This is a genomic window from Solibacillus sp. FSL W7-1436 (assembly GCF_038007305.1).
In the GTDB taxonomy this organism is placed as follows: domain Bacteria; phylum Bacillota; class Bacilli; order Bacillales_A; family Planococcaceae; genus Solibacillus.
Map to the genome: position 1 here is coordinate 3,003,044 of NZ_JBBOWV010000001.1, position 19,859 is coordinate 3,022,902.

The 19,859-nt window shown below is 40.2% G+C and carries 21 protein-coding genes and 1 riboswitch; of the genes, 14 read left to right on the forward strand and 7 right to left on the reverse strand.

What is annotated here, in order from left to right; all coding sequences use genetic code 11:
- The first annotated feature begins 8 nt into the window (after nucleotides 1-8).
- Nucleotides 9-1,007: an NAD(P)/FAD-dependent oxidoreductase gene (locus MKX73_RS14760; protein WP_340718097.1), complete on the forward strand. Its 999-nt coding sequence runs from the start codon at nucleotides 9-11 to the stop codon at nucleotides 1,005-1,007.
- A 194-nt stretch (nucleotides 1,008-1,201) separates the two neighbouring features.
- A complete protein-coding gene (locus tag MKX73_RS14765; RefSeq protein ID WP_340718098.1) occupies nucleotides 1,202-2,008 on the forward strand; it encodes an aldo/keto reductase in 807 nt (268 codons plus the stop codon).
- A 22-nt stretch (nucleotides 2,009-2,030) separates the two neighbouring features.
- On the opposite strand, the gene MKX73_RS14770 is transcribed toward MKX73_RS14765, so the two are convergent.
- From MKX73_RS14770 to MKX73_RS14780, 3 genes are read right to left on the reverse strand one after another with little or no spacing between them, the layout of a single operon-like run.
- Nucleotides 2,031-2,321: a hypothetical protein gene (locus MKX73_RS14770; RefSeq protein WP_340718099.1), complete on the reverse strand. Its 291-nt coding sequence runs from the start codon at nucleotides 2,319-2,321 to the stop codon at nucleotides 2,031-2,033.
- A 12-nt stretch (nucleotides 2,322-2,333) separates the two neighbouring features.
- Nucleotides 2,334-2,951, reverse strand: coding sequence for a permease prefix domain 1-containing protein (locus tag MKX73_RS14775; RefSeq protein WP_340718100.1), 618 nt, complete (start codon nucleotides 2,949-2,951; stop codon nucleotides 2,334-2,336).
- Complete coding sequence (locus MKX73_RS14780; protein WP_340718101.1) at nucleotides 2,938-3,273, reverse strand: PadR family transcriptional regulator; 336 nt, start codon at nucleotides 3,271-3,273, stop codon at nucleotides 2,938-2,940. Before MKX73_RS14780 ends, MKX73_RS14775 begins: the two co-directional genes overlap by 14 nt.
- Nucleotides 3,274-3,509: 236 nt before the next feature.
- Between MKX73_RS14780 and MKX73_RS14785 the strand changes: the two genes are divergently transcribed.
- Nucleotides 3,510-3,905 (forward strand): VOC family protein, encoded by a 396-nt coding sequence (locus tag MKX73_RS14785; protein ID WP_340718102.1) that lies wholly within the window; start codon nucleotides 3,510-3,512, stop codon nucleotides 3,903-3,905.
- Between the two features lie 97 nt (nucleotides 3,906-4,002).
- Here the strand turns inward: MKX73_RS14785 and pgeF are convergent, their stop codons facing one another.
- Nucleotides 4,003-4,764 (reverse strand): peptidoglycan editing factor PgeF, encoded by a 762-nt coding sequence (gene pgeF, locus MKX73_RS14790; protein ID WP_340718103.1) that lies wholly within the window; start codon nucleotides 4,762-4,764, stop codon nucleotides 4,003-4,005.
- 88 nt (nucleotides 4,765-4,852) lie between these two features.
- Here pgeF and MKX73_RS14795 point away from each other — a divergent pair, with 88 nt between their 5' ends.
- The 3 genes from MKX73_RS14795 to MKX73_RS14805 are packed head-to-tail and all read left to right on the forward strand — an operon-like array spanning nucleotide 4,853 to nucleotide 6,255.
- The gene (locus MKX73_RS14795) at nucleotides 4,853-5,281 is read left to right on the forward strand and encodes an ATPase (protein ID WP_340718104.1); all 429 of its coding nucleotides are present in this window, start codon (nucleotides 4,853-4,855) and stop codon (nucleotides 5,279-5,281) included.
- Nucleotides 5,265-5,936 carry a DUF771 domain-containing protein gene (locus MKX73_RS14800; protein ID WP_340718105.1) on the forward strand — a complete coding sequence of 224 codons (672 nt, stop codon included), beginning with the start codon at nucleotides 5,265-5,267 and terminating at the stop codon, nucleotides 5,934-5,936. The genes MKX73_RS14795 and MKX73_RS14800 overlap by 17 nt, the downstream gene beginning before the upstream one ends.
- Nucleotides 5,937-5,952: 16 nt before the next feature.
- Entirely contained in the window at nucleotides 5,953-6,255 is a 303-nt protein-coding gene (locus tag MKX73_RS14805; protein WP_340718106.1) for a DNA primase, read from the forward strand.
- 48 nt (nucleotides 6,256-6,303) lie between these two features.
- Here MKX73_RS14805 and aspA read toward each other — a convergent pair whose 3' ends face one another.
- Nucleotides 6,304-7,722 (reverse strand): aspartate ammonia-lyase, encoded by a 1,419-nt coding sequence (gene aspA / locus MKX73_RS14810; protein WP_340718107.1) that lies wholly within the window; start codon nucleotides 7,720-7,722, stop codon nucleotides 6,304-6,306.
- Nucleotides 7,723-7,934: 212 nt separating this feature from the next.
- Between aspA and MKX73_RS14815 the strand changes: the two genes are divergently transcribed.
- Nucleotides 7,935-8,513: a dehydrogenase gene (locus tag MKX73_RS14815; protein WP_340718108.1), complete on the forward strand. Its 579-nt coding sequence runs from the start codon at nucleotides 7,935-7,937 to the stop codon at nucleotides 8,511-8,513.
- Between the two features lie 280 nt (nucleotides 8,514-8,793).
- Nucleotides 8,794-8,873: riboswitch (glycine riboswitch) on the forward strand.
- Nucleotides 8,874-9,122: 249 nt separating this feature from the next.
- Nucleotides 9,123-10,460: an amino acid permease gene (locus MKX73_RS14820; RefSeq protein ID WP_340718109.1), complete on the forward strand. Its 1,338-nt coding sequence runs from the start codon at nucleotides 9,123-9,125 to the stop codon at nucleotides 10,458-10,460.
- Between the two features lie 596 nt (nucleotides 10,461-11,056).
- Here the strand turns inward: MKX73_RS14820 and MKX73_RS14825 are convergent.
- Complete coding sequence (locus MKX73_RS14825) at nucleotides 11,057-12,265, reverse strand: MFS transporter (protein WP_340718110.1); 1,209 nt, start codon at nucleotides 12,263-12,265, stop codon at nucleotides 11,057-11,059.
- An 11-nt stretch (nucleotides 12,266-12,276) separates the two neighbouring features.
- Nucleotides 12,277-13,548: a sugar-phosphatase gene (locus tag MKX73_RS14830; protein WP_340718111.1), complete on the reverse strand. Its 1,272-nt coding sequence runs from the start codon at nucleotides 13,546-13,548 to the stop codon at nucleotides 12,277-12,279.
- A gap of 214 nt (nucleotides 13,549-13,762) precedes the next feature.
- On the opposite strand from MKX73_RS14830, the gene MKX73_RS14835 reads away from it, so the two are divergent.
- From MKX73_RS14835 to MKX73_RS14860, 6 genes are all read left to right on the forward strand, one after another.
- Nucleotides 13,763-14,311, forward strand: coding sequence for a GNAT family N-acetyltransferase (locus MKX73_RS14835; RefSeq protein WP_340718112.1), 549 nt, complete (start codon nucleotides 13,763-13,765; stop codon nucleotides 14,309-14,311).
- 570 nt (nucleotides 14,312-14,881) lie between these two features.
- Nucleotides 14,882-15,778: a group II intron reverse transcriptase/maturase gene (ltrA, locus tag MKX73_RS14840; protein WP_340718113.1), complete on the forward strand. Its 897-nt coding sequence runs from the start codon at nucleotides 14,882-14,884 to the stop codon at nucleotides 15,776-15,778.
- Nucleotides 15,682-16,167, forward strand: coding sequence for a group II intron maturase-specific domain-containing protein (locus tag MKX73_RS14845; RefSeq protein ID WP_340718114.1), 486 nt, complete (start codon nucleotides 15,682-15,684; stop codon nucleotides 16,165-16,167). Before ltrA ends, MKX73_RS14845 begins: the two co-directional genes overlap by 97 nt.
- A gap of 235 nt (nucleotides 16,168-16,402) precedes the next feature.
- On the forward strand, nucleotides 16,403-17,308 hold the full coding sequence (locus MKX73_RS14850) for an ABC transporter ATP-binding protein (protein ID WP_340718115.1): 906 nt from the start codon (nucleotides 16,403-16,405) through the stop codon (nucleotides 17,306-17,308).
- Nucleotides 17,295-18,233, forward strand: a complete 939-nt coding sequence (locus MKX73_RS14855; RefSeq protein ID WP_340718116.1) for an ABC transporter permease — start codon at nucleotides 17,295-17,297, stop codon at nucleotides 18,231-18,233. The genes MKX73_RS14850 and MKX73_RS14855 overlap by 14 nt, the downstream gene beginning before the upstream one ends.
- Nucleotides 18,234-18,442: 209 nt before the next feature.
- Nucleotides 18,443-19,675 (forward strand): DNA polymerase IV, encoded by a 1,233-nt coding sequence (locus MKX73_RS14860; RefSeq protein ID WP_340718117.1) that lies wholly within the window; start codon nucleotides 18,443-18,445, stop codon nucleotides 19,673-19,675.
- Nucleotides 19,676-19,859 lie beyond the last annotated feature (184 nt).

Below are 19,859 nucleotides of genomic sequence, written 5' to 3' on the forward strand. Positions count from 1 at the left end.
CCAATAATATGAATGAAGATTCAAAGGTATATGATGTCACGATTATCGGTGGAGGTCCTGCAGGGATGTTTACGGCATTCTATGGAGGCATGCGCCAGCTTGAAGTGAAATTGATTGAAAGTCTGCCGCAATTAGGCGGGCAGCTTGCAGCACTTTATCCGGAAAAATATATTTATGATATCGCAGGATTTCCAAAAATCCGTGCACAGGAACTTGTCAATAATCTGAAAGAACAAATGTCAGCCTTTGAGCAGTCGATCGTAACTGGTCAAAGTGTTGAAGCCATTGAAAAGTTGGAGGACGGAACATTTAAGCTGACAACCGATAAAGAAATACATTATACAAAAACCATCATCATTACAGCAGGTCTTGGTGCATTCCAGCCAAGACAGCTGGAAGTTGAAGGAGCCGATTATTACGAAGGCAAAAACCTTCATTACTTCATCCACAATATAAGTGAATTCAAAGGGAAAAATGTTGTCATTTTCGGTGGCGGGGATTCTGCTATTGACTGGTCGCTTATGCTTGAACCGATTGCTAAGAAAGTTACACTTGTGCATAGACGAGATCAGTTCCGGGCGCATGAACACAGCGTTGAAAATCTGTTCAATTCCGGTGTTGAAATAAAAACGCCTTATATGCCTGATGAATTGGTTGGCGATGAAAATGGTATTAGACAGATTATCATCCGAAATGCAGAAGGCGAAAAGGAAACACTTGAAGTCGACGATATCATCGTAAATTATGGATTTAAATCCTCTTTAGGACCGATTAAAGAGTGGGGTTTGGAAATCGAGAGAAATTCCATTATCGTCAACCCAAAAATGGAAACCAATATCGAAGGAATCTATGCGGTTGGGGACGTCACAACATACGATGGAAAAGTGAAGTTGATTGCAACGGGATTCGGTGAAGCGCCGGTTGCCATCAGTGCAGCGCGGCTGTATATTGATCCGACAGCAAAAAAACATGTACCGCACAGTACGGATCTTTTTAAAGGGAATTAGCCATATATTGATAAATACCATTTCCTTACGGGGAAGTGGTATTTTTATTTTCTTCCGATGTTACAAATTTGTTTGATGTATCAAAATCTATTATTTTGCGAAGACCTTTACCTATTACTTTCTGAAAATTCCATTTTTCGTTATGATAGAGTGAGCAGGAAAATAATGATAGATACAAGGGGAGTGCCTAAACTATGGAATATATTACACTTAATAATGAAGTAAAAATGCCGATTGTTGGTACCGGTACTAATACGTACGGTAAAGTAAATAAAGACTATAATGGTGAATTAAAAAATGAAATTCCTGAACTTGAATCAGCACTTGAACTGGGATACCGTTCAATAGATGCAGCGATCAGTTATCGAAACGAAGCGCTTGTCGGGGGGATTTTAGCAGAAAGCTCAGTGCCTCGGGAAGAGCTGTTCATTACGACAAAAGTTCCTGCGAGGGAAGAATATGTTTCCTCAAAGGAATCGACGCGTGCAGCCATTGATAATAGTCTAAAAAACTTCAAAACAGACTATCTGGACCTGCTTCTGATTCATGCTCCGATCGAAGACAAAGAGCAGCTTAAAAACACTTGGGAAGTTTTTGAAGAATATTATGAGGCGGGCAAACTGAAAGCAATCGGCGTTTCAAACTTCAAGAAAAATCATTTGGATGAATTGAATGAATTCGCGAAAGTGAAGCCAGCCGTTAATCAAATACAAATTAATTTAACAGAAAAAAATAAAGAACTCCTGGATGTTTTGAAGGAAGAGGGCATTACACCCGTAGCGTGGGGACCGATGAAAACGGAAGAACATCAAGATAAAGTACTGGATGAAATCGGTAAGGCATATGGGAAATCCGGTGCTCAAGTGTTATTGAAATACCAAATAGGGCGCGGCGTGGTCGTTATTCCGAAATCACACAACCGTGAAAATCAGGCAGCGAATCTGGACCTTTTCGATTTCGAACTGACTGCAGCGGATGTAGAAAAAATTGATAACCTTTAATAAGGCATTTACTAGGCGTCTCCTATTTTGGAGACGCTTGTTTGATTTCAACCTTAGTTAACAGGCCACTTATCAAAATAATAGCACCAATGAAAAACATTGAAATAAATAGTATGACCATTACACCCATTCCCGCAAAGCCTTCTCGGGCAAAAATAGCGAAACAAATTCCAACTAGCCAGGAAACGAACGGGTTTAATCCAATCATGATTAAGATCCCCCATACAATCCGCTTTCTTCTTAATGATTGACCTTTCGATAATGCCCGGCCAATCGCTACGACAACAATGATAACTAATAATGCGACTCCCAATGTTTTCAACCCCTAATTTTTTTCATCTATACTATACGTATATAATTGACGCCCTACAACGTAAAAGATTACATATAATGGAATCAACAGTTCGTCGTGAAGTAACCAATCTTCTAAAGTATCCGGCTGGAATTGAAAATATACGATTAATTCATACAATAACGTCGGTACGATAAAAATGGTTGTCACATTAAGCCATTTTGTTTTATAAGCCTTTTTAGCTTCGTTATATAATAATTCCCATGCACCGAATACGAATGTGCAAATGAAAAGCAGCATGACTATCACACCGATGGAAATAGGTGAAGCATTACGGGGCTCCAGCCATTTTGAAATAAAGTTGGCGCTAATACATAGTGTAGAAATTGTAAATACGATCGCTGCACAAAAGCGTATCCATTTATAATGCGGAAACAATACGTTTTTCATTTCTTTTTCAATGTGATGCGCTTCACCAAACGACTGCAAAGCATGTTGAATGGCTTGCTGTTCGGAATAACCAACCATTCGTAATTCATCGATATGCTCCAAAATATGATGTTCAATTTCTTCTTTCATCAATGCACGTTCATCATCATTGATTGGCAAATTTCCTGCAATTTTTTCAACATATTGTTTAACGACTTCCATACAATCCACCTGCCGTTCGTTTTATTAAACGGGTCAACTGCTCCCAACTCGATAATTTTTGCTTTAATTGTTCACGACCTACATCTGTAATTGCATAGTATTTCCGGCGTTTCCCGGAAGTTTCGTCTTGCCAATAACTCGTCACAAAACGCTGCTGTTCTAAACGCTTTAACGCCGGATATAACGTACCTTCATTCATTGAGTAGGCTTCATCGCTCAATACACGAAGCTGCTTTGTCATTTCATAGCCGTATCGATCCTGTTCTGCCAGTAGGGATAGCAGTAAAATATCGATACTTCCTTTCATCATTTCCTTTTCCACTATTTACAATCACCTCCTTTATATACATATTAATCCAATGTACATCGTAATACAATGTATTAAATGAAATCATATGTAAGTGGTTTAAGGTAAAAGGGAATTCTAGCTATTAAAATGGTTGACGAAACATAACAGTAGTTTAAAATTACATATCAGTTAGAGCTTAAAAAAGGATAAGATGAATGATTCCCATTCATCGATTACGGATTAATTGGTTAAAGAAAGGAAGTTGTATTTTGTCAAAAGGGCTTATTCATCATATTGAACTGTATGTTTCAGATTTAAAAAGTTCCATCAATTTTTGGGGTTGGTTTTTAGAAGAATTGGGATATGAATCTTTTCAATCGTGGGAAAGCGGACAGAGTTGGAAAATGGGAGAGACCTATATCGTTTTTGTGCAAGCAGAAGAACGGTTTATGGATGTCCCTTACCATAGAAGTCGGGTTGGTCTAAACCATTTGGCCTTCCATGCAAGCTCCCGTCAAGAAGTAGATGATATGACAAAAATGTTGGAAAGGAAAGGTGTCAAAATCCTTTATACGGATAAACATCCCTATGCAGGAGGGGAAGATTATTACGCGGTATTTTTTGAAGATCCAGATAGAATTAAGGTTGAATTGGTTGCACCATAACCTTTCCTGCTTTGATGTTTTAACCTCTTTAAAACAAAAAACGGAATGCCTGCTAAATTACAGGTGTTCCGTTATCGCATATTCTACACTAAAGAATCTATTCCTTCCGCATAATAAAGCTCAAATGTCTGCCTGTTGAGCGGTCCTGGCGGTGGGAGAATCCATCCTTGTCAATATATGTGCACATATAGTCAATCGTAATATTTTCTTCAGGCACTCCTGCTAGCATGCACTGTTTTTTCACGGTTAGCTGGTTGTTGATATGGAATTTGCCTGTTTCTTCATTCCAATACATAAATTCATCCGCATAGCCGAGTGCTTTGAATTTTACCTGAACATCGGCATCCACTTCGAATTTTTCCTGGCTGATTGCAGGCCCGATCATTACTTTCAAATCACTCAAATTACAATTTTCCTCTTGTTGTAAATGCTGCAGCAGCTTCAATGTAATTTCTTTAATCGTCCCTTGCCATCCGGAATGAACAGCGCCGATGACATTTGTTTTTTCATTGTAAAATAAGACAGGTACACAGTCTGCGGTAAAGCTGGAAATCACGACATTCGGTTCGTACGTATACAGTGCATCGGTGTCAGAAACAGCAGTTGCGTTGTCGGTAGCTCCTTTGCCGATTTCGGATTTTTCCACACGGAAGAAGTTTGCGCTATGTGTCTGATTCGCGCATACAAACTTAGATAGATCTGTTTGCAGCAGTGTGGCCAGCTGTTCGCGGTTTTCGATAATATCAGCTTTGTTTTTGCAAACATGGAGTGCCATATTATTGTCCTCGGCAAATGATGGATCTTTCAAAGTTATGCCCAGTACGCGTTTTTCATTATTTTCATAAAATTTTATCTTCATTTTATCACCCCCTGTACTATACCCGTAAAAGCAAATTTTGTATAGGCAATTGGTGTTTGGTATAATAATGAAAAATAGGGGGTATGTGATGAAAAGTTGGCAAATCATTTTAACGGGTTTTTTACCTTATGTCATGGCGGTCATTGTCTTTATCGCGCTTTCATTGCCTACTTTGAATCAAATGATCACACTTGGAACTGCTGCTGCCCTTATTATTTATGTTTTGCCGATTTATTTTTTTGTCGTGATTCCATGGTATTATGTGTTGTACATTATGCGTAAAAATTACAGCAAACGGGCACTTTACTTAACAAGCTTTGTTTTTTGCATTCTGCAGCCAATCGTATTCGGATACTTTATGAAAGCACCGGTCGGCAGCGCGGATTTTTTATTTTTTGTATCACCACCGTTTATAGTTGGCATAATGGTTAGTACACTGTGTATTAACTGGTTTTATAAAGAAAATTTGCAGCAGACGACAAATGGAAGGGGAGAGCCGATTGGAATTGACGATTGAATGGCAATACATGACAAAGGCAAAGCAGGAAATCACATGGCGAAGTGAGGCAATTCCTGCAGCACATGCCTATACACTCGTACTGGATATGGAAAATACAGGACGTACAAAAAATATTGTGATGACGGATGAACATGACAGTACCTGGACATTAAAAGAGCTGAAAAAATATTTGAAATCTCTCGAAACAGAACCTACCGAAGTAGAAGTCTATTTTGATGGCGGTTTTAATAGAGAAGAAAAGCTGGCCGGTTTAGGGATAGTCGTCTATTATAAACAGAACGGAAAAAACTATCGCTTGCGGACGAACCGGCTGGCGGAGTATTTAACATCAAACAATGAAGCGGAATATGCGGCATTAAATCTTGCGGTCGAACAGCTGGAGGAAATGGGTGTTCATCACCAGAAAATAAAGATTTACGGCGATTCCCAAGTCGTCATTAATGAAATGAACGGCGAATGGGCAGTAACCGATAGTGTTCTAACAACTTGGGCGGATAAAATCGATGCAAAACTCCAGAAACTCGGGATTCGACCGGAGTATCAATATATTGACCGCAAACTAAACGGTGAAGCGGATCAGCTTGCTAATCAGGCGCTTCAGGAAACGGAAATATACGCGGATATTGATATACGAAAAAGTAAGAAAAGATAGATGAAAGGGGATTTTTATGATTCGTTCTGTTGGTACAGGGAGTTCCAGTTTAAACAACCAGACACGTCCCCGAAATTTACAGCAGCAAACTACAGCCTTCCCGAAAATCGGTGAAGGTCAAAGTGTCGCACGAGAGCAGGAAAAGCTGCAGACTAATGAGGCCGAAAGAGGACCGATAATGGTTGGGGTCAAACCGAAAGCACAGCTGAAATCCATTTTTGATGAACCGAATGATGTCGTGAAGCTGAATGCGGACGGCGACAAGCTGGAAGTCAGCAAGCGAGCGATTTCACTCGCAAAAGAAGTGCTCTATATATAATGAAAAAGCTCCGCCGGGAATATCTCGGCGGAGCTTTCGTTTTAAATTTTATTGTTGTTTTTCAAATGCACGTTCGCCAGCAATACCTGGTTGCGTTAATTCGAATGGATTTAAAATAATATCCAGCTGCTCAAGCGTGAAATAGTTGTACATTAAGCAAAGTTCGCGTACGGATTTACCGCTATGCAGTGCTTCACGTGCAATTTGGCTTGAACGTTCATAGCCTAGGTGTGGCGCAAGTGCTGTAATAACACCGATTGAACGCTCTACAAAATCATGCAGACGCGCTTCATTTGCTTCAATATGATCCAGACAGTATTTTGTAAATACTGTAAAGCCATTTGTCATAATTTCAATCGACTGAAGCAGATTAAATACTAGAACTGGTTCCATTACATTCAGCTCAAATTGTCCTGCTTCTGAAGCGAGTGAAATTGTTACATCGTTACCGATTACTTGGAAAGCAATTTGGTTGATGACTTCCGGCATAACCGGGTTTACTTTACCCGGCATAATTGAAGAACCTGGTTGACGTTCCGGTAAGCGAATTTCTGCAAATCCTGCTTTTGGACCTGATGCCATTAAACGTAAGTCATTACAGATTTTCGACATATTCATCATGGCGATTTTCAGCATTGATGACACTTCAGCATACGTATCGGTGTTTTGTGTACCATCGATTAAATTGTCTACTTTTATGAACGGGAATCCACTGTAAGTCGCGATGTTATCTACTGCCAATTTCATATATTCAGGGTCCGCATTCAGGCCTGTCCCGATTGCAGTTGCTCCGATATTGATTTGCAGCATTGTTTGCTGCGCTTTTTTGATTCGGGCAATATCACGGGAAACAACGGCAGCGTATGCACCGAATTCCTGGCCTAAACGAACAGGTACGGCATCCTGTAAATGCGTACGACCCATTTTAACGATTGAATCGAATTCTACTGATTTTCTGATAAAGCTATCGCGCATCATTTCCATCGCCAAAATTAAATTATTTAACGTAGAAACTGTAGCGATGTGGATTGCAGACGGGAATGCATCATTTGTTGATTGCGCCATATTGACATGGCTGTTAGGACTAATGATTGAATAAGTACCTTTTTCTTCCCCTAAAATTTCCAGTGCACGGTTTGCAATTACTTCATTGGCATTCATATTCATTGAAGTGCCTGCTCCGCCCTGAATTGGATCTACAACGAACTGGTCGTGTAATCGTCCTGAAATAATATCATCTGATGCCTGGGCAATTGCATTAGCAATTACTGGATCCAATTTGCCGATAGCAGCATTTGCAAGTGCCGAACTTTTCTTCACGATAGCAAATGCACGAATTAATTCAGGGTGCATTGTCATTTTAGTAATCGGGAAATTTTCTAATGCACGAGTTGTTTGAACGCCATAATAAACGTCCTTTGGAATTTCTAAAGTGCCTAAAAAGTCTTTTTCAATACGTGTACTCATTTGTACAAACCCTCCAAGAGAATGGTGTAATAGTTGCATAAACAACTACATTATACGCCATATTATGATAAAAGCTTACTTGCTGAATTATTAGTTTATTCAACGTTCTCATGTAAGTTTAAATTAACCAATATTAACAAATATAATGAGGGAATTTCGTAACTTTTTGATTTTTTAAACGACTAATTAGGAAAGAAATGGGGTGAATGACAATGAAGAAATGGTTAAGTTACATGTTGGTCTTGGGTATGATCTTGCTTCTTGCGGCATGTAGTACGAAAGAAAATGAAACATCCTCCGATTCAACTGAACCGGTAAAAGAGGAAAATGACGAAAATAAAGTGGACTATGAATTACTGTTTCATTTAGATTCGATACCTCCTGAGGTTGGTACGAGTATATCAATCGTGCAGGATGAAAAGCTGTATACGACTTGGGCCGATATTTTTGGTTTTGAATCGGTTCCACCTGTCGATTTTGAAACAGAGGAAGTACTGTTTGTTACAGGGTATTCGGACGGCTGTGGAAGAGAAATTGAAAAAATCGAAAAAGACGGGGATACTTTAGTCATTGCGTTAAACTATCCGGAAGATCTTCGCAGCGAGGAAGACATCGAGTGCACAGAAATTGCTCTGGACAATACGTACGTTGTCAAAATGAAAAAAACCGGTACAACAAAGGGTAAGCTGATCGATATCAATCGAACAATATATGAAGAAGATTCAACAGTTCAGGAAAAACTGCAGTTAATGAATACAGTAATACGAGGGGCTACCAATTCCTCTATATGAATATTACACTGAAAATATCGAATTTTCGGTGTAATATTTTTTTGGTCATGAATTTTCTGCAAGAAGAAAACATTATGTTGGGAATAAGATTAAATTGCTTTTTTTCATCATAAACGGCTCCGGTTGTCCATTGTAAGACGGGCAAAAAATTGGTAGTATGAATTATCGTACAATAATAGTATTGAACGCGAACTATAGGGAACTGGAAGATGCCAGGGACCTATAGGCAACTAATTGCATACATATCAAGCGTTGATCGTCGTGGATAAAACTACTGGCGGGAGCAGTTTCTGGAGAGAGCGCGAAAATCCGCGTCGCCGAAGGGTTCACAATCTCAGGCAAAAGGACAGAAGAGTAATGAGAGTCACTTTACTTTAGTAATGGATGTAGAAATCCATTGTTTGAAAGGTACTCGATAGATGTCACAGATTTTTTAAAATCATGACGCGATTTTACAGAGGTGAAATCGATTATTCTTACACACAGGGACTGGCATATTATCAGTCCCTGTTTTTATTCCAGAAAAATTTACTTGATGGACCGCGATGATGTACTTATTATTTTGCGCTGTGTAAACAGACAAAATACTTATCCTTTGGAGGAATCGTTTTGGAACAACAAGAATTAAAGCGCGACCTGAAAAATCGGCACGTTCAGTTAATAGCGATTGGAGGAACAATCGGAACGGGGTTGTTTTTAGGGTCAGGTAAAGCGATCTCACTTGCAGGACCTTCTATTATCTTTGCATACTTAATCGTTGGAACCGCACTATTTTTCGTCATGCGTGCACTTGGCGAATTGCTTTTATCAAAAGGCGGCTATGCATCATTTACCGAGTTCGCCACTGAATACTTGGGGGATTGGGCAGGCTATATTACCGGCTGGACATACTGGTTCTGTTGGATTATGACGGCAATGGCAGATATTATCGCTGTCGGTATGTACACACAGTACTGGTTCGATATCCCGCAATGGGTACCGGCTATCGCATGTTTAGTAGTTTTACTTATTTTGAATTTACTGACGGTCAAACTGTTCGGAGAGCTGGAATTCTGGTTTGCGTTAATTAAAATCATCACAATTGTTGCGCTGATCGCAATTGGTATCGTGTTGCTGATCATCGGTTTTGAAACAGATACAGGCAAGGTTGCTGTATCGAATTTATGGGAGCATGGGGGATTATTCCCGAACGGTGCATTTGGCTTTTTAATGGCTTTCCAAATGGTTGTCTTTGCATTCGTCGGAGTTGAATTAGTAGGGGTAGCTGCTGCTGAAACGGCAAACCCGCAAAAAAATATCCCATCTGCCATCAATAAAATTCCGGTTCGTATACTGCTGTTTTATGTAGGAGCATTATTCGTCATTTTAACAATCAACCCTTGGGATACATTAAGCGCAGCAAGCTCACCATTTGTTCAGGTATTCGCATTGGTAGGGATTCCGATTGCAGCAGGTTTAATTAACTTCGTTGTGCTGACATCAGCTGCTTCTGCAGGAAATAGCGGAATGTTCTCAACAAGCCGCATGCTGTTCAGTTTAAGTAATAATAAACAGGGCCCGAAAGCTTACGGTAAATTAAATAAAAATGCGGTGCCGCAAAATGGTCTGTTATTTTCTGCTGTCGTAGTATCGATTGGTGCATTGCTGAGTTATTTCATGCCGGACGATGCATTCAGTATCGTGACAACAATTAGTGCGATTTGTTTTATTTGGGTTTGGAGCATTATTCTGATTTCGCATATTATTTATAAAAAGCGTCATCCGGATTTACATAAAACTTCAATTTTCAAAGCACCTTTAACACCATTCATCAACTATGTAATTTTGGCATTCTTCTTGTTTTTACTAGTTGTGATGGCAATTTCCGAGTCTACGAGAACTTCACTGCTGTTAACACCGTTATGGTTTATAGTGCTGTTTGTTCTATATAAAGTACGGAAAAAATAAATATAGACGGCATATTCACCAAAAAAGCATTTTCTTAGGAAAATGCTTTTTTCATTAAATAAAATTGATTTCCATTCCGGGGAGCACGGGCGTGATATTAGTAAAACCTTGAATTTGAGGCGGGGGAGAGCTTCTATTCCGGGTGAAAAGGGCTGGAAGGAAGTGTGCGGGGATTTTATTAGAACAATAGATTGGTTTATTAGAAGAAATTTAAGTGATATTAGAAGAACTGGGGTAGATATTAGAAAATCCGTAAATTTGAGGTGCTGGAGAATCTTTATTGCCAGTAAAATAGATGAGAAGGGGCCGTGTCTGGATTTTATTAGAACATTTGAGCGGGTTATTAGAAAATCGAGGCAGGATATTAGAAGAAGTACATACTTTATTCGAACATCCGGTAAACATATTAGAACAAACCGCACTTATATTAGAAGATCGGCAATATATTAGAACAAATAAAATTATATTAGAACTTCTGTGGATATATTAGAAAATCCGGCGGCCCCTCCCCGCTGCACAAAAGTTCAACCCGGTGCAATCTTGCCGAATAATAAGAACGTTTTTTTACAGCCAGTAGCAAATGGCTTCGTACGTAATCAAGTGAGCTCCTCCTTTGTAAATAAAGTTTTGTTGTTTAACAGATGGAAATAGACGATACATGCGATGACAACTCCGATTAAAGCGAAGATGCTTGTTGTGAGCTGAATCGTGTAGATTTCCGCCAAAAATCCGATGATTAATGTTAAAGAAATCTGCATCACACTTTCGATCAGTCCAAGTGAACTGCCGAACCGCCCCATCAATTCAGTCGGGACAGTCTGCTGGTAAAATGTCGCGTAGCCCGCATTGCTGAAAGCCATAAACAGTCCGAGCAATATAAACGCAGCGACCGCTATCATTAGATTAGACGAAAAGTAAAATATAAAGTAGGAAAGTAATGTACATGTAAAGCCGAGGCCGATGTATGTAACGAGTGACAGCTTCTTTACGAAGCGGGCAGCCAAATAGCCGCCGACAATGGCCCCGATTCCTGTAATCCCTACAATGATGCCGTATACCGAATCTGTCACTTCATGAAAGTCTTTTAAAAATGACATTTCCTGTGAATCGAGTGAAAAGCAAATCATCAGTGCTGTTGAATACAAAACGAAAAATTTCAGCAGCGATTTCCGTTGCGAGATAAACTTCCACACAGTCCTAAAATCATTTCGGATAACAGCCAGTGTGAGTACAGTTGATTGGGTGGACGACTTGATCTCCTGATTTGGCAGTAAATACATCATAAATGCGCTGAACAACAGCATAAACCCATTCACCCACATCGCCGTAGCGGTACTGCTCATGGCGATAATGGCACCGCTCAAAGCCGGGCCAATCATAAAGCTCCCTGAACCGAGCATGCTGTTGATCGCATTAAAACGCAGACGATCATTTGGCAGTACGATTTTTGTTATCATAAATGTGCTGCTCGGATTTGCAAAACAGACCGCGATATTGGCCAAAAAGATCAAACAGTAAATGAGCCAAATTTCCGTAAGCAGCGGCATCAAACAGACGATCCCGGCGCGGAAAGCATCACAAACAATCAAAATAATCCTTTTATTCGTTCTATCTACGATGGAGCCTGCAAAAAAACTGCACAAAATACGGGCGATCGGACCGATAATATAGATGCCCGCAACAGCTGCCGGTGACTCGGACAGATGCCAGACCAAAAGATTGAGCGCGATCAAATAAATCCAACTGCCCAGTTTGGAAGCGCCAAATCCGAACCACAAATAAAAATACTCTTTTTTTAACTCCAAATCATCATCCCCTAGCTGCTCATTCGCTGCCTTATTTTTTCACTTGCAAATAGTGCCTGCCTGAAGCAGTGGCTCGCCTGTTTATAGGCATGAAGCTGTTCATAAAACTGTGCCCATAATGGAGCATAGAACAGAATCAGTGAATAATACTGCTGTTCGCTGAAATGTGGAAAAGCTTCATCTTCCAGCAATTTCAATCCGCGGATCGTAAGTTCATTTTCAACCGCATACTCCAGTAGTCTGCGCTGATAAATATGATGGGGTACAGTAAATTGATATTCCTCATAGCGCTTCAACAGTACATCCAACTGTTTGAAATCCTTCTTTGCAAAACATGTGCGCATCCAGTTGATTGCTGAATGCAGGTCTTCATCGTAGTTATTTGCCGTTTCATAATGTTTGGACGCTTCTGTAAAGTTTTCCTGGCATTCGTAACAATACGCGATATTGTTATGCAGTGAACTCCATTGCATCGGAGTTTGGATTGAATGGACATTCGCAAGCAAATTAAGCCCTGCCTCAAACTCCTTTAGCGCTTCCTGGTACCTGTGTGAATCATTGAAAATCACACCCTTCATGGAGTAAAGCTTCAACTGAAACAGCGGTTTATACTGGTGGGTGAAAAACTGCTGCGCCAGTTCAATATGTTCAAGCGCTTTTTGTAACTTGTAGCTTCGATGATTCGCAAAAGCGATATGATAATGGTAGTTGGCCAGTTCAAATGGGTGGGCATTTGATAGAAACTGCGCCAATTGATTGTTCTCTTCTTTAATGGATAACTGCTCAAATTCCTGGAAAGAAAGATGACCGAAAGCGGTAATCGCTACAAATAGTTGAGTGATCCGGTCCTTTTTCCAGCTGACAAAAGGTTCGATTTCATTCAGTATGGTTCTCGCCTGCTCATCTTCTTTTAACGAATAAAGGAAGCGAGCATATACAAGCTTTGCCATCAGCTGCTGTTCAAATGGCTGCTCATCGTTTTGCATAGCGGTTAATTGTTCGATTTCATCTGCAGTAAAATCGGTATTCGACAATAATTTTTCGTAAAGCTGTTCCAAAAAAGTGGTTTGGCTTTTCAGTTGTTGTTCGAGCATATTGAAGTCGATGCCCAAGTTTTCAAACAGTTGCTTATACATTGAATGTTCTGCGACAACGATTCCATTTTCAATCCGGCTTAAATACGAAGAAGTACAGATACCAAAAGCAACGTCATCCTGTTTTTGCTTCTTTTTTTGACGATAATATTTTAAGAGCTTTCCCCAAGCTAGTTCATTGTTTTCCATATAAACACCTCATAGTTAGTTTACCAAAATGCTAACAGGGAATATTGCGAATTTTCTTTTAAAAATGCATAATTACCGTTACGAAACTGGTAAACTTACACAAATTATTAAAGGTTTACATATTTTAATTGCATATTTCAGAATAGCTCTATATGATAAGAAAATAAAAAAAGGTTTATCGTTATAAATGGAAGCTTAGATTGGAGAGATAGTAATGTTCTTTTATGAAGTGGATAATGAAATACAATTAAAATTAATTACACAAAATGATGCAGAAGAAATCTTTGCTTTCATTGACCGTTCACGCGATTATTTACGTGAATGGCTTGGTTGGGTTGACAATACAAAAACTGTTGAGGATACACGCGATTTTGCCGCGATGAATTTAGGGAAATTTGCGAAGCGTGAAGGTCTGGATACAGCGATTTTTTATAAAGGGCAATTTGTCGGGAAAGTATCGATTAACACGATTAACTGGTCTCTGAAAAAATGCGAGATCGGCTATTTTTTAGATGAAGAATATCAAGGAGAAGGCATCATGACACGCGCTGTGAAAGGCATCATTGATATCGCCTTCAACGAATATAAGCTGGGGAAAGTCGAAATTCATGCTGCTGTGAACAATACGAAAAGTCGTCATATTGCGGAGCGCCTTGGTTTTATGCACGAAGGAACAATCCGTCAGGCGGAATGGCTGTACGACCACTATGTGGATCATGCGGTCTATGGTCTTTTAAAAGACGAATGGGTTGGAGAATATTAATAACTGGTTTCGCCTCATCAGAGTACCTGATGAGGTTTTTTTAGTGTGCCCGGCATGCACAACAGCTTGGTGGTGAAAGTCCACTACAGGCTTGGCAGTAGGAACTGTTAGCGAAAGACAAGGGTGTCCATGGTGACGTGGAATCTGAAGGAAGTCGGACGCAAACTCTCGAACTGACGAACAGAAATCAGATAAAAGGCTGACTTGGGACGGATGAGCTTGCTAAACAAAGCGAAGTCCAATACTGCCCAAATCCCATACAGTAAATCTGGCAGTTACATGAGAGGAAGGCGGTTGTGCTTACCCGGGGAGGTCTCTTGAGGGTTATTCAATTAACAATTTGTTTAGTGATAAATAGATGAATCAAGAGAAGTCAGCAGAAGCCATAGTAGTCTTCGACCGAAGATGAAGGGCCGAACAATCTTTTAATCTTGAAAGAAACAAGGAGGTGGAGACATCCCGCCAAAACACAGAAAACATCAAGGTATAGACCGAACAGATGGCTACTTATAGAGGGATAAGCTGGAAGCGAAAGAGTACATAAGAGTGTGTAGGGATGTAAACATGGAAATGAAGAAACAAGAAAGTATCAATTTAATTGACAGAGTAACGTCTCATAGAAACCTATGGAACGCATACAAGAAAGTAAAAGGGAATGGTGGAGCACCTGGAATCGATGGTATCACAGTTGATGGACTGAAAGCGCATTTAATAAAATATGAAGAACCATTGAAAAGGAAATTAAAAGATGGTTCCTATCAGCCACAACCAGTGAAGCGGGTAGCTATCCCAAAAGCGGATGGCTCCAAACGATATCTAGGTATACCATGTGTATTAGACCGAGTTGTGCAACAAGCCATTTTACAAGTAATCCATCCAATTATTGATCCACACTTTTCAGACAAAAGTTTTGGCTTTCGAAAAGGTCGAAACCAACACCAGGCAATTGCCCTCGCTAAGAAATATTACGAGGAAGGTTATCGAACAGTGGTGGACTGTGACTTGAAAAGTTACTTCGATACGATTCATCACCAGCGACTACGAGCTTATTTGGAAGAATTCATAACAGATAAAATAGTACTTAAGCTAATATGGAAATTCTTACGCTCAGGCATATTGGACAAGGATATCCTCATTGAAACGACAGAAGGTACACCTCAAGGTGGTCCACTCTCTCCTATTCTAGCAAATGTGTACTTAAACAAGCTAGATAGAGAATTAGAAAAACGAGGACATCGATTCATTCGCTATGCGGATGATTTCGTGATTTATGTGAAGTCGCCAAGAGCAGGTGAACGGGTCATGACAAGTGTGAAGAAATTTATCGAAGATGAACTGGGTCTCACAATCAATGAGAAGAAAAGTAAAGTATGTGGCGCAACAGCAGCTACATTCTTAGGATTTCATCTACAAAATCTGTGGGGAAAGTTGGATACCGACCAATCAAGTCCGCCAAGGAACGGCTAAAAGATAAGCTAAGAACACTGACGAGTCGTAAACGAACAGGGACATTTAGTGAGATTGTGAAAAGAATCAATCAAACAACGGTTGGTTGGATTAACTACTACGGAGTTTCCAATATGAAAACGTTCATCAAAGAAATTCAAGGATGGTTAAACCATCGCTTACGTCAATTAATATGGAAACGGTGGAAGTTACCTCGAACAAAATACGCGAAATTACGCCAATACGGAATTCGACATGATGAAGCGATGAAAACAGCGCATTCAAGAAAAGGGTACTGGCGAATATCACGAAGTGAGGTCTTACACCAAGCCATTCCAAATAAAAGGCTCGTAAAGTGGGGACTGAAAGACCTGTCCCAACTTTACGAGCGAAGATACTCAAAAGATTGAACCGCCGTATACGGAACCGTACGTACGGTGGTGTGAGAGGTCGGCTAGCCAATTAATGGCTAGCCTCCTACTCGATTCGCCCGAATTATAATTTAATGAAACTTTTTCCATACTCATCCAGTATAGTAATTAGAATCTATTACATAGTGAAGTCATTCAAGCTATAACATATTGCGTCCATATACGTAAGTAAATGCTTGTAATAGAAGAATTAGCAGAAAGCAGGTGTGGGCAATTGTCACAGCCAATTGTGGAAATTAAAAATTTGAACAAAACGATTAAAGGCAAACACATTATTAAAGACTTGAATCTGGACTTTTATCCGGGTCAAATCACAGGCTTCTTGGGTCCAAACGGGGCGGGGAAAACTACAACGATCCGTATGATGACGGGGTTAATGTATCCTTCAAAAGGAGAAGTAATCATCGATGGAAAACAACTGTCGACAAATTATGAAGAAGCGATCAGTAATATCGGTGTTATTGTTGAAAACCCGGAAATGTATAAATATATGTCAGGGTATAAAAACCTGCAGCACTTTGCCCGTATGCATAAAGGCGTAACAAAACAGCGTATTGATGAAGTTGTAGCACAAGTCGGACTGCAAAATCGTATACATGAAAAAGTGAAAACGTATTCGTTAGGGATGCGACAACGCCTCGGACTGGCACAGGCGATGCTGCACCGTCCGAAGTTTCTGATTTTGGATGAGCCGACAAATGGTCTGGATCCGGCGGGTATCCGTGAATTCCGTATGTATCTACGCAAAATAGCGGCAGAGGACAATGTCGCAATCGTTGTATCGAGTCACCTTTTATCCGAAATCGAGTTAATGGTAGACCGGATCGCGATTATTCAAAATGGTGAGCTGATTGATATTCGTGAACTGCAGCATGTCGCGGCATCACAATATTACATTGAAGTCGGTCAACCGGATCAGCTTCAGGCGATGTTTGAAGAGCCGTTAACAAAAGAGAATGGCGGCTATGTAATCAATCTGACAAAAGAAGAAGTGCCTGCACTTATTCGTAAACTCGTTGAATCGGGCATTGATCTTTATACGATCCAGCCGATTCAAAAACGTCTTGAAGATCAATTTATCGAGATGACAGGTGGAGGTGCAATCGATGCAATTCGTTAAAAATGAATGGATCAAAATGTGGTCGCAAAAAAATGCATGGATCATGTGCGGACTATTAATTGTATTAATCGTATTTGTTGCAGGGATGAACAAATATTATGATGTGGATTCAAGTACAGAAGAAGCGCGCTTGGCAGCAAATGAAGAATTATTGGCACATCCGAAAGAAATGCTTGCCTCAGGAGAATTGATGCCGGAAGATGAGCAGTATTTCAATGATGAAGTTGCGATGATTGAATACCGTATCGCCAATGATTTACCCCCATCAAATGCAATGACATTTACGGAACATATGGACTTATCGTTAACATTGACAATCATGGTAACAAGCATCTTCACTGTCGTAATTGCGGCAGGTATCGTTTCATCTGAATTTGGTACGGGTACGATTAAAATGCTGCTGACTCGTCCTGTTGCAAGATGGAAAATTCTACTTTCGAAACTTGTTGCGTCTATACTTTATGGAGTTGTACTATTTGCCGCTGGAATCGTTGTCGCATTGATTGTCGGTATGGCATTATTCGGTACGGACAGCGCAATTGCGTTATCGGTTGTTGATGGGCAGGTTGTACAGGAAACGGTGGAAAATACGTTTGTTAAAACAACGCTTTATTCACTCGGTTCTACAATTATGACGATTATATTTGCGTTCATGATCGGTACGATTTTCGGCTCAAGTACGTTGGCGGTAAGTTTATCGCTGTTCATCTTATTGATGGGTTCGACAGCGACAATGTTTATCGCTCAATATGATTTTGCGAAATACGTCTGGTTTGCAAATGATTTATCGTTTTATGCACCTGGAAATATGCCGATGATTGAAGGATTAACATTTACGTTCTCGCTAATTGTCAATATCGTATATGCGATTATCTTCCTGGCGATTACGTTCGTTTACTTTATGAAGCGTGATGTGACTGAGTAAAAATTTTTAAAATTATTCAATATAGCAAAAAAATATAGTTGATGAAATTCCTCATTCCTTAATCCGTAAAGATTTAGGTAATGGGGAATTTTTATTTTGGTTAACGAAAAAATTCCATTTATTTTATGAATTCAGCGTTTACCCCATTATATGAATAATGTAGTAAAATAGTATTCATAACAATCTGTTCGGTAAAGGAGGTGGGGAAAATGGCGGCAAGAATTATTTTTCATTTAGATATGAACAGTTTCTATGCATCTGTCGAACAGGCGCATGATCCGAGTTTGAAAGGGAAACCGATAGCTGTTGCAGGGAATGCTAAAGAGCGGCGCGGCATTATCGTAACTAGCTCTTATGAAGCACGTGCAAAAGGGATTTATACGACGATGAATGTCGGGGAAGCAAAGCGAAAATGTCCCGAACTGCTGTTACTGCCTCCAGATTTCCCAAAATACCGGGCAGCTAGTGCGGCAATCTTCTCCATATTACGAAGCTATACGGATCTAGTGGAACCTGTCTCGATCGATGAAGGGTATCTGGATGTAACGGAACGCTCGAAATCACAGCATCCGCTCCAGCTAGCAGAGGAAATTCAGCAGCGTATTTTACATGAACTTGATTTGCCGTGCTCGATTGGTATTGCCCCTAATAAGTTCCTCGCCAAAACAGCTTCTGACATGAAAAAACCGCTCGGAATTACGATCTTGAGAATTCGCGAACTGCCGGAGCTTTTATGGCCCCAGGAAGTCGTGACAATGCATGGGGTAGGGGAGAAAACAGCGAAGAAGTTAAATACGTTCAATATTTTTACAATCGGTGATTTGGCGCAAGCGGATGAACGGCTGTTAATACGGAATTTAGGGAAAAATGGGGCTCGACTTATCAAACGTGCAAACGGCATTGATTCGCGGCCGGTTGACCCGAACGCTATATTTGATACGAAAAGCGTCGGGAATTCGACGACACTTCCAAGGGATGAAACCGAATATTATATTTTGAAAGAAACGTTCGAAAAGCTGAGCAGAAGTGTATCCGAACGTCTGAAAGTAAAATATTTGGCGGGGACAACGGTGACGATTCAAATACGCAATTTTGACTGGCAAAATGCTTCGCGCAGTAAGACATTGCGGAACGCTGTCAATCAAGCAGATGAAATATTTGAAATCGCGTGGAAGCTGTTTACTGAAAACTGGGATGAAACGCCTGTCCGACTGGTTGGTATTACCGTTTCCAATGTTGTCGATCAGTCTGAACTGACCCAGCAGCTCAGTCTGTTTAATTTTGAACAGCATATAAAAGACGAGCCGATTTTGGAACTGGTCGATACGATTGAGAAGAAGTTCGGAAAAGGAGCCATTAAACGCGGTGTCCGGGTGAAATCAAAAAGCTACGCTTCAAAAACAAGCTTCAGCAAGGACTTTCTGGAAGATCATACAAAATGAACTTTTTGGACAAAGTTAATGGAAGAAGAATATTATAATTGATTGGAGTGGAGGGGCGACTCCTGGGGGACAAGCACGTGGGAGAGATATGGAACAAAAGCTAAGAACCCCACATCCTGTGGCAACGCTTTTGTGACCAACTTCGTGTTGGCCTCGTGCACCCTGAAAAGCGTCCCCGCAACGG

What these genes read in the sequence shown, in the direction of transcription:
- MKX73_RS14760 (WP_340718097.1), top strand. Translation starts at nt 9, where the DNA reads ATGAATGAAGATTCAAAGGTATATGATGTCACGATTATCGGTGGAGGT.
- MKX73_RS14765 (WP_340718098.1), top strand. Translation starts at nt 1,202, where the DNA reads ATGGAATATATTACACTTAATAATGAAGTAAAAATGCCGATTGTTGGT.
- MKX73_RS14775 (WP_340718100.1), bottom strand. Translation starts at nt 2,951, where the DNA reads ATGGAAGTCGTTAAACAATATGTTGAAAAAATTGCAGGAAATTTGCCA.
- pgeF (WP_340718103.1), bottom strand. Translation starts at nt 4,764, where the DNA reads ATGAAGATAAAATTTTATGAAAATAATGAAAAACGCGTACTGGGCATA.
- MKX73_RS14795 (WP_340718104.1), top strand. Translation starts at nt 4,853, where the DNA reads ATGAAAAGTTGGCAAATCATTTTAACGGGTTTTTTACCTTATGTCATG.
- MKX73_RS14805 (WP_340718106.1), top strand. Translation starts at nt 5,953, where the DNA reads ATGATTCGTTCTGTTGGTACAGGGAGTTCCAGTTTAAACAACCAGACA.
- aspA (WP_340718107.1), bottom strand. Translation starts at nt 7,722, where the DNA reads ATGAGTACACGTATTGAAAAAGACTTTTTAGGCACTTTAGAAATTCCA.
- MKX73_RS14815 (WP_340718108.1), top strand. Translation starts at nt 7,935, where the DNA reads ATGAAGAAATGGTTAAGTTACATGTTGGTCTTGGGTATGATCTTGCTT.
- MKX73_RS14830 (WP_340718111.1), bottom strand. Translation starts at nt 13,548, where the DNA reads ATGGAAAACAATGAACTAGCTTGGGGAAAGCTCTTAAAATATTATCGT.
- MKX73_RS14835 (WP_340718112.1), top strand. Translation starts at nt 13,763, where the DNA reads ATGTTCTTTTATGAAGTGGATAATGAAATACAATTAAAATTAATTACA.
- ltrA (WP_340718113.1), top strand. Translation starts at nt 14,882, where the DNA reads ATGAAGAAACAAGAAAGTATCAATTTAATTGACAGAGTAACGTCTCAT.
- MKX73_RS14845 (WP_340718114.1), top strand. Translation starts at nt 15,682, where the DNA reads ATGTGGCGCAACAGCAGCTACATTCTTAGGATTTCATCTACAAAATCT.
- MKX73_RS14855 (WP_340718116.1), top strand. Translation starts at nt 17,295, where the DNA reads ATGCAATTCGTTAAAAATGAATGGATCAAAATGTGGTCGCAAAAAAAT.
- MKX73_RS14860 (WP_340718117.1), top strand. Translation starts at nt 18,443, where the DNA reads ATGGCGGCAAGAATTATTTTTCATTTAGATATGAACAGTTTCTATGCA.